Genomic DNA, 4,092 nt, shown 5'->3' with positions numbered 1-4,092 from the left:
GGTGCACGGCAGCAATCTCGCGAAGTGGTGCAACCAGGATTTCGAGAAGCTGGTGGACGCGGCGCGTTCCAATGGGGACGTCGCGAAGCGCACGGCGCTGTATGAGCAGGCGCAGGTCGTGTTCAAGAAAATGCTGACATCCCGGCCCCGGGAAAACCCCTAACCCACCCACCTGCGAAACGGCACCATGCGCATTCTCGTCGTGGAGGACGATGCCGAAATCGGCGCGGCGATCCGCAGCCGCCTGGCGCGGCTCGGCCATGCCGTCGATCTCGAAACCGACGGCGCGACCGCGCACGGGCTGTTGCGCGTCGAGCGCTTCGACCTCGTCGTGCTCGACGCGAACCTGCCCGGCATGGACGGCTTCACGGTGCTGCGCCACCTGCGCGCATCGGGCAGCACGACGCCCGTGCTGCTCGTCACCGCGCGCTCGGCGATCGACGACCGCGTGAGCGGCCTCGGCCTCGGCGCCGACGATTACCTGGTGAAGCCGTTCGACTACCGCGAGCTCGATGCCCGCGTGCAGGCGCTCCTGCGCCGCAACAGCGGCCACGCGAACGACGTGCTCACGCTCGGCGGCCTCGTGATCGACCGCAGCAGCCGCCTCGCGGAACTCGACGGCCAGCCGCTGTCGCTGTCGCGCCAGGAATTCGCGCTGCTCGAGATCCTCGCGAGCCGCCCGCAGCGGATCTTCTCGAAGGACGAACTGCTGAACCAACTGTTCAGCTTCGGCAACGAGCCGACCACGAACGCGGTCGAGCAGTACGTGACCCGCGTGCGCAAGAAGCTGCAGGGCAGCTCGGTCGAGATCCGCACCGCGCGTGGAATGGGGTATCAGATTGCGGCGCACTGACTGGTTCCCGAAGACGCTGTTCGGGCGCACGCTGCTCTTCATCGCGCTCGTCGTCGCGACCGGCGCGCTCGCGCTTGCGGCGATCGCGCGCTACTACGCGGGCGTCGCGGCCGAACGGGCTTACGACCAGTTGCTTGCGGGCGCATCGATCCAGGTCGCGGAAAACCTCTACGTGCAGGGCGGCGTGCTCGCGCTGAATCCGCCGGTGGCCGCGCTGTCGACACTGTCGCGCTACGACCTCGTCTACTACAAGGTCGTCGATTCGCGCGGCATCGTCGTGGCCGGCTACAACGATCTCGCGAGCCCCGCGACGCTCGCCGCCGCGAAACAGGGCCCCGCGTTCGCGAACGGCCTGTACCAGGGGCACCGGATCCGCACTGCGACCATCGCGCGCTACATGCCCGAGGAAAGCACGCCGGGCTGGGCACTCGTGACGGTCGCGCAAACCACCAACGCCCGGCAGCAGCTCACGAACGACATGAGCTTCAAGGTATGGACGCTGATCCTGCTGATGAGCGTGCTCGCGATCGGCGCGAGCGGCCTCGCGATCCGGCGCGGCCTGCGTCCGCTCGCGCAGATCGGCACGATCATCGCCGCGCGCGACCCGGCCGACCTGCGGCCGGTGGCCGTCGACACGCCGAGCGAGATCGACGCGATCATCGGGTCGATCAACGGGCTGATGCACCGCCTCGCCGAGCGGATCAACGCGATGCAGCGCTTCATCGCCGATGCCGCACACCAGATGCGCACGCCGCTCGCGCGGCTCGACGCGCAAATCGAGCTGCTCGACGGCGAAGCCGATCCCGCGCGCCACGCGGCGCGGCTCGACGCGCTGCGCGCGACCTCTTCGGACGTCGGTCGACTCACCGGCCAGTTGCTCAATCATGCGATGGTCATTCATCGCACCGAGGCCGTGCCGTTGCAACCGGTCGACCTCGTCGCGCTCGCGAAAGACGTGCTCGGCCGCACGATTCCGCTCGCCGGCGAGCGCGACGTGGCCGTTGCGTTCGCAAGCGACGCGCCGCTCGCGTGGATCGACGGCGACGCAATCAGCCTGCAGGAAGCGCTGTCGAACGTGCTGCACAACGCGCTGCTGCATGGCCATGCGGACGACATCGTCGTCTCGGTCGCGACGCAGGGCAACGGCGACGATGCGGTGACGCTGACCGTCACCGACAACGGCCGCGGGATTCCGCGCGAGCATTGGGATGCCGCGCTGCAACCGTTCGTGCGGATCGCGCCGGACGGCAGCGAGCGGCGCACCGGGTCGGGTCTCGGGCTCGCGATCGTGCAGGAAGTGATGAAGGCGCACGGCGGGCGTGTCGGGTTTGCGTTTCCCGAGGCGGGCGGGTTTGCGGTGGTGTTGACGTTTCCGCGCGCGGCGGGGAGCGGCGAGAAGCAGGCATGAACCGACGGACCCGGGCCGGTTCATGCACGTGCGCGACGGGCACTCAATCGTCGCTGTCGTCATCGAAGCGGTTGCGCTCCGCATGCCGCGCGACCAGCCGATCCAGCTCGTCATACTGACGATCGCAGAACAGCCGGCACAACGTATCGACTTCCGCGCGCGTGTCGACGTCGATCGTATCGACATGCTGCTCCAGCTTGCCTTTGCCGATCCCGAACAGCCCCTTCTTCATCCGCATCGAGACGGCATTCAACTGGAAGCCGTCCGCATGCGCATCGCGCAGCGCGGTCACCCACAGCTCCCGCTGATCGTCGGCCTGCTGCAGCACGAGGGCCGGCAACGGGCCGTCCTGCGTGTCGTCCCATTCGGCATGCTGCGCCGCCCACGGGAACGCGTCGAACGCCTGCGTGAACGACGCGTAATCCGTCGCGCCCTGCGGATCCAGTTGCTCGAATGCGTAGCCGACTTTCTGAACGGAATAGGTCAACATGGTGCGGCGCTCCCGGTGGCGGTGATGGCGACTGAGCGCCAATCTACCTGACAATCCGGCGTATATCACCGTTTTTTGCCCCGCCGCCCCGCCCGCTACGCCGCCACCGCCTCACCACCGAGATACGCGTCGCGCACACGCTCGTCGTCGAGCAGCGCCTTCGCGGGCCCTTCGAGCACGACGCGCCCCGTCTGCAGCACGTACCCGTAATGCGCGATCTCCAGCGCGAGGCTCGCGTTCTGCTCGACCATGAACACGGTCACGCCCTGCCGGTTGATCGCGTCGATCAGTTCGAGCACCTTGTCGACGTACAGCGGCGACAGCCCCATCGTCGGCTCGTCCATGCAGATCAGCTTCGGCCGCGCCATCAGCGCCCGCGCCATCGCGAGCATCTGCTGCTCGCCGCCCGACAGCGTGCCGGCGCGCTGCGTCAGCCGCTCGCGCACGCGTGGAAACAGGTCGAGCACGCGCGCGTAGTCCTCCGCCACCGCCGCACGGTCGCCACGCGTGTACGCGCCCATCAGCAGGTTCTCGCGCACGCTCATGTCGCCGAACAGCCGCCGCGCCTCGGGCACGGCGGCGATCCCGCGCCGCACGCGCTGCGGCGTCGCGAGCGCCGTCACGTCGTCGCCGTCGAAGCGCACGACGCCGCGGCGCGGCCGCAGCAGCCCGAGGATCAGCTTCATCGTCGTCGACTTGCCGCTCGCGTTGCCGCCGAGCAGGCTGACGATCTGCCCGCGGCCGACTTCGAAGTTCACGTCGAAATGCACCTGCACCGGCCCGTAGAACGTGTCCAGGTGTTCGAGTTTCAGCAGTGCATCGGTCATGGTCGTGTCGGGTCCGGAAGAAAGTGCCGTCATGCGGCCGCCTGCGCCGTGCGGTCGGCCGGCGCGCCGCCCGCATACCGGCGGCCGAGGTACGCCTCGATCACGCGCGGATCGTGCCGCACGTCGCGCGGCGCGCCTTCGGCGATCTTCACGCCGTTGTCGAGCACCATCACGCGGTCGGACACGCGCATCACGAGTTCGAGCTTGTGCTCGATCAGCAGGATCGTCAGGCCGCGAGCCTTCAGCGACTGGATCAACTGCAGCATCTCGGCCGTCTCCGTCTCGTTCATCCCGGCGGTCGGTTCGTCGAGCAGCAGCAGGCGCGGATGCAGCGCGAGCGCGCGGCCGATCTCCACGCGCCGCCGGTTCGCATACGACAGGCTGTGCGCCGGATGATCGATGCGCGGCGTCAGCCGCTCGCCGAACCCGGCGACGATCGCGCGCGCCTCGTCGCACAGCGCGGCTTCCTCGCGCCGCACCGCCGCGGGCCGCACGAGCGCGCGCAGCACCGAGC

Annotated in this window: 5 protein-coding genes; 2 read left to right on the top strand and 3 right to left on the bottom strand. The window is 68.9% G+C overall.

The window, feature by feature from the left end:
- Nucleotides 1–187: 187 nt before the first annotated feature.
- Nucleotides 188–853, top strand: a complete 666-nt coding sequence (locus G3N96_RS37750; protein WP_069250848.1) for a response regulator transcription factor — start codon at nucleotides 188–190, stop codon at nucleotides 851–853.
- Complete coding sequence (locus G3N96_RS37745) at nucleotides 840–2,261, top strand: sensor histidine kinase (protein ID WP_206140390.1); 1,422 nt, start codon at nucleotides 840–842, stop codon at nucleotides 2,259–2,261. The genes G3N96_RS37750 and G3N96_RS37745 overlap by 14 nt, the downstream gene beginning before the upstream one ends.
- Nucleotides 2,262–2,304: 43 nt before the next feature.
- Here G3N96_RS37745 and G3N96_RS37740 read toward each other — a convergent pair whose 3' ends face one another.
- From G3N96_RS37740 to G3N96_RS37730, 3 genes are all read right to left on the bottom strand, one after another.
- On the bottom strand, nucleotides 2,305–2,751 hold the full coding sequence (locus tag G3N96_RS37740) for a hypothetical protein (protein WP_206140389.1): 447 nt from the start codon (nucleotides 2,749–2,751) through the stop codon (nucleotides 2,305–2,307).
- A gap of 95 nt (nucleotides 2,752–2,846) precedes the next feature.
- Nucleotides 2,847–3,611 (bottom strand): ABC transporter ATP-binding protein, encoded by a 765-nt coding sequence (locus tag G3N96_RS37735; RefSeq protein ID WP_124576077.1) that lies wholly within the window; start codon nucleotides 3,609–3,611, stop codon nucleotides 2,847–2,849.
- Nucleotides 3,608–4,092: ATP-binding cassette domain-containing protein (locus G3N96_RS37730; RefSeq protein ID WP_206140388.1), on the bottom strand; the 485-nt coding region annotated here is incomplete at its 5' end. The genes G3N96_RS37730 and G3N96_RS37735, both read right to left, overlap by 4 nt.

Source organism: Burkholderia sp. Se-20373 (assembly GCF_017104705.1).
GTDB lineage: Bacteria > Pseudomonadota > Gammaproteobacteria > Burkholderiales > Burkholderiaceae > Burkholderia.
Note: the sequence above shows the minus strand (reverse complement) of the source record. Positions and strands in the feature narration are given on the sequence as shown.